Here is a 386-nt window from a genome sequence, read left to right on the forward strand (position 1 = left end):
TTCGCAGAGACCTGTGTTTTTGCTAAACAGTCGCTTGGATCCTTTCACTGCGGCTCTCTCGGGCGGTTAACCCTACTAGAGCACCCCTTCTCCCGAAGTTACGGGGTCATTTTGCCGAGTTCCTTAACGAGAGTTCTCCCGAGCGTCTTAGAATTCTCTTCTCGCCTACCTGTGTCGGTTTGCGGTACGGGCACCTGTATTCTCACTAGAGGCTTTTCTCGGCAGCGGAGGATCAGGGATTTCGGACCCGAAGGTCCTTCACGGTCACAGCTCAGCCTTACGGAACACGGATTTGCCTATGTTCCAGCCTCGCATGCTTCGACGCGCACAGCCAGCGGCGCGCTCACCCTACCTTTCTGCGTCCCCCCATCGTTCAAACGAATACG

Annotated in this window: 1 rRNA gene; it reads right to left on the bottom strand. The window is 55.7% G+C overall.

The features are described from left to right. Positions 1 to 386 (bottom strand): 23S ribosomal RNA (locus CHH91_RS17955); the annotation flags it as partial.

The organism is Virgibacillus sp. 7505 (assembly GCF_002272135.1).
Taxonomy (GTDB): domain Bacteria; phylum Bacillota; class Bacilli; order Bacillales; family Amphibacillaceae; genus Terribacillus.